Consider the following 4,374-nt stretch of genomic DNA (forward strand, 5'->3'; position numbering starts at 1 on the left):
CTTCAGCAAGGGGGATAAACTCCTCTGGGGATATAAAACCCTCGTCGGCATCAAACCAACGGATCAATGCCTCAACACCGACTAACTGGTTGTTGCAGGTGTTCCATTTTGGCTGGAAGTGGATAGCAAACAGGTTCTCGCTGATCGCATTGCGAAGCTTGTTTTCCAGCAGCAGGCGTCGCTCAGCACAAGCCGTCATCTCCTGGCTGAAGAAGTTCAGTTGGTTTCTGCCAGCATCCTTGGAGCTGTACATTGCAGTATCGGCGTTCTTGAGGATAGTGGCGGCGCTATCTCCGTTGTTTGGATAGATACTGATACCAATGCTGGTGGTTACCTGTAGATTGTAACCCTCTACGTGTATCGGTTTTTTGACTGTATCAATCACCTTTGCAGCAGTATCGGCGGCGGCATTTGGCGAGCTGTCTGGTAACAGAATGGCAAATTCATCTCCACCCAGACGAGATAATGTGTCACTGCTACGCAGGCACTCGGCGAGACGTTTGGACATCTCGACGAGTAACTGATCGCCCACGTGGTGCCCAAGGCTATCATTGATGCTCTTAAACCGATCCAGATCGAGAAACATGACGGCAATTTGCTTGTTATGGCGCTGTGCGTAATTAATGGCGGTTTGCAGGTTATTGTCGAAGGTCGCCCTGTTTGCTAATCCAGTCAGGGCATCGTGAAATGCTTGATGCTCAAGTTTTTGGGCCAGCTCCAGGAGTTCGGAGGTGCGTTCTTTGACCTTGTCTTCCAGCTGGGCGTGCGTATCCCGTAACTCGTTATCGCGCAGCTGAATCTGGTTCAGCATTTCGTTGAAATCATCGGCAAGGCTGCCTATCTCATCCTCTGATACTTTCTCTGCCCGTAACTCGTAATTGCGGGTATCCGTCACCTCACGGGCGGTGCGAGCCAAATTCAGTATCGGACGGGTAACCAATCGCTGGGCAGCATTGGATAACAACACAGCAACCAGCAGCGACAGAAGAAACAACCCCATCACAATTGTCATGCGATGAAGCTGCTGCTGTTGCCAGCTGCCCAGCTCAGAGAGCAGCACGATACAGCCGATAACCTCATTATCAAGCGTAACCGTTTGTTTCACATACAATGTGCCCCCAAGAGACCCTTCTTCACTTGTTGGGGGTGTATACGGCAAGGGGGTGTTATCACGTTGGTAGCTGGAAAAATTCTGTTGTCGGCTGTCAAATAGTACTGCGCCAATGATGTCTTCGGTTGCTTCCAGCGTGGTCAGTGTTCGCTTCGCGGCCTCAGCATCATTAAAGGTCAGCGCAGCAATACTGTTGTTACCAATAATGTTGGCTTGCGAACGCATCCGGTCGAATATTGCATTGCGTGAGTCGACCCAGTCACTAATGGCAAACCCCAGAGTGACCATGGATAGGACCGTGAAGCTGACGATCATGAGTAGCATCATCAGCTTTTTTCGCAGTGATTTTCTTCCAATACTCATGATATCTCAGGGTTCCGGATCAATTATTCTGGCCAGTTTGAGCAGTTCGGAACTCATCGAGAGTCGTCGTGCTCTGACTTCTGTCAGGTTGACCTCAAAGCCTATGGTCTTGCCCTGACGTACCAGATTCATCGTAACAGCGGGATAGGTGCGTTGGTTGGGATGTTGGCCAGTCATATCCGCGATGGTTAATACAGGTTTAGACGGTAGTTGAGATGATTCCGTACTGAATTGTGAGAGTTGTGATGAGGGGATAAGCAGGATGTCGCAGTGACTACTGCCGGAAACGTTGTCGATGATATGTTTTTGAACCCTGCGCTGTTGGATCTGTTTGCCGTCGATTGAGGCGAAACCACGACCCAGACTCTCTTTGCGATAAAAGCAGATGTTAAGTGTTGTCGGGCGCACTTCCTGCACGTCGTCAGGCCAGGTGACAAATTTGCCAATATTGAAGATAAACGCCGCTTTGATCAGATTGAGCTTTTTGTTTGGCGATGCGGCCTGACCTGATACCGGTACGATGGACAGAACCAACGCAATAAACAGAGGCATCAGGCTCAGCGGCATAAACCGCGACAACGCAACTTCTGGTGCAGATGTTCGTTTAAACAAAGACCGTATCATAAAAAGTCTTTGTCCCACTGCAGGCGTATCCAGATCTCTCGTTCGCTTCTTTCGTTGTTGTGCTGAGATCCAAAGTCTGCAGCCGGGTCAAACACTGTTTCATCTAACAGGTTGTCCACGCCGAAAGAGTAGTTAAGCGCCGGTGTGATTTGGCCAAAGCCGAACAGGTTGGCAATGACGAAAGCTTCGGCATCGTCAGCGGTAAAGCTATTGGTATCCCGGCGGCCGTTATTGTGGATCACCGAAAAACCAAGGGTGTGATCGGGATGGTACTGGTAATCCACTTGAAGACTGCCACTCCAGGCGGCCAGATAGGGCAGCTCACCCGTTGGCGTTTCGGATTTGAGGTAAGAGATACCCAGACGCAGGTTTAGCTTGTCTGTGGGTCGAGCATTGAACAGTGCCTCCAGTCCGTGCATCCGATAGGTATCATCACTGTTCGCAAAGTACTCATCTTCATCATCCGGCGTTGGTACCTCGTGGATGAAGTCACGTAGCTGACTTTTGAACAGGTTGAGACTCAGGTTCGCTTCATCCCACTGATAGAGGTAGCTCAGTTCTAGCTGATGTATCTCTTCTGCATCGACGGCAGGAGGCTGAAAGCTAGTGTTCTCCAACACCTTAAGGTATTCGCGGAATGTCGGGGTGCGAATGGCAGTACCGTACTGTACTTTCCACGTTTGCTGCGTATCTGGAGTCAGGACCGCAGCTGCCCTGTAGTTAAAGTAACCGCCGAACTGTTCAAAGTGGTCGTAACGGCCACCCATAGTCAGGCTAAGGTCGGGATTAAGCTCCCAAACATCTTGTACAAACGCAGCGTAATTATTGTTGGTTATACCCGGCTCGGAAAGCAGGTTACCTGTGCGGGTTGGGCTAAGGAAACCATCGCGGAAATGAAAAGAACGCTCAAAATCGGTTCGTTCCGCCTTTTCATATTGCCAGCTCATACCTGCGGCTAAGACGTGATTGCTCCAGCGTTTCAGCCCTGTCACTGAGGCGCCCGCCATGGTCGAGTTTTGGTATTCCTCATAACCAAGTGCACGGGAATTTTGTTCGATCTCATATTCCCGGGCTTTGTCGTTACGATAATACAGAGTGCTTTCAATGCGTCCGGTGTCTACCGTACCGTAATCGTAGGCGGCAGACAGGGTCAGGTTACGCTCCTTAATGAATGCATCCTGTGTGGGGGGGATATAGAGAAAGGGTGTTTCGTTGTTGTTGTACCCGAGTGACAGCGTTAGCCCTGGTAGTGGTTTTGCTTTGAGTTGAAGGTTGGTGTAATCCTCATCCAGCGGCTGGAGAAGATCACTGCCGATGAAGCTTTTTCGCTCTTCGCGGAACGGCGCATCTTGACTTAGATAGCTGCCAAAAGCCTGAAAGTTCTCGCTGTTGTATAAGAGTGTACCTTTACCCCGGTTGTTGCTGGCGGCTTCAAAAGAGGTTTCTAGAGAGGGCTGGTCTGTAAAGTCTCGGGTGGTGATGGAGATAATGCCGCCAAATGCATTGGCGCCATACAGACTGGAGGCCGGTCCTAAAATCACTTCAACCTTTTCGATGTACTCCAGTGGCAGGTTGTCACCCAGGGAAAAGTGTCCGTAATAGAGATGTTGCATCCGCACACCGTCTACCATCAGCACCATTTTATCGTTATAGCGATCCAGTAAGCCCCGCGCCCAGACAGAGCGGTGACGTTTACGATACTGGTTGAGCTGTAAGCCGGGAACAAATGACAATAGGTCTTCCAGCCGACGAACACCAAAGCGTTGGAAGTCGTCATGACTGAAAGTATATAAAGTACCCGGTGCCTTGCTGGTTTGTGTCGGAACAAGGGATGCGGACGTAAAAACATCCAGGGCGACGAGATCTTTCAGCGACATTGATGCGAAATCTTTGTCGTCGAGCGATGCTGCGTGGACTTCATAAGGGATGGCGAACAGGGCGCACGCCAAAAACGTTGTATTAAAGGAGCATTTGAGATACTGCATGCTCTCTCACCTCTGGCATCTTGTTATTATCTTAATTGCCGAATGAAAATGAGTTCTGTTCAGGGATGTAGTGATCGTATTGTTACTGTCTTCCAATCTCCTGAAACCGGATTTCAATGTGTGGCGATGTCGTGCCTTAGCCCAATCTAGTCTCTTAAGGATGTCCGGCACACGGTGTCACGGGTTAAAAAATGTTCGAACCACGTAACCTGAATTTGTGTTCCATAATCATGTCTTTTAGTCATTAAAACAAGGGAATAGCGACAAATTTCTGGTTTCCTGGCCTTTATC

General features: G+C 49.6%; 3 protein-coding genes. All 3 read right to left on the minus strand.

From position 1 onward, the window contains the following. Positions 1 to 1,474: diguanylate cyclase domain-containing protein (locus tag ABYW01_RS15230; RefSeq protein WP_372834237.1), on the minus strand; the 1,474-nt coding region annotated here is incomplete at its 3' end. 6 nt (positions 1,475 to 1,480) lie between these two features. Beyond that, positions 1,481 to 2,086: a YfiR family protein gene (locus ABYW01_RS15235; protein ID WP_372834239.1), complete on the minus strand. Its 606-nt coding sequence runs from the start codon at positions 2,084 to 2,086 to the stop codon at positions 1,481 to 1,483. An 8-nt stretch (positions 2,087 to 2,094) separates the two neighbouring features. After that, complete coding sequence (locus ABYW01_RS15240) at positions 2,095 to 4,083, minus strand: TonB-dependent receptor plug domain-containing protein (RefSeq protein ID WP_372834241.1); 1,989 nt, start codon at positions 4,081 to 4,083, stop codon at positions 2,095 to 2,097. Between the last annotated feature and the right edge of the window lie 291 nt (positions 4,084 to 4,374).

Origin of the sequence: Pontibacterium sp. (assembly GCF_041587635.1) — a bacterium.
In the GTDB taxonomy this organism is placed as follows: Bacteria; Pseudomonadota; Gammaproteobacteria; order Pseudomonadales; family Balneatricaceae; genus Pontibacterium.

Coding starts and splice junctions, on each gene's coding strand:
- ABYW01_RS15240 (WP_372834241.1), bottom strand. CDS start 4,083: ATGCAGTATCTCAAATGCTCCTTTAATACAACGTTTTTGGCGTGCGCC.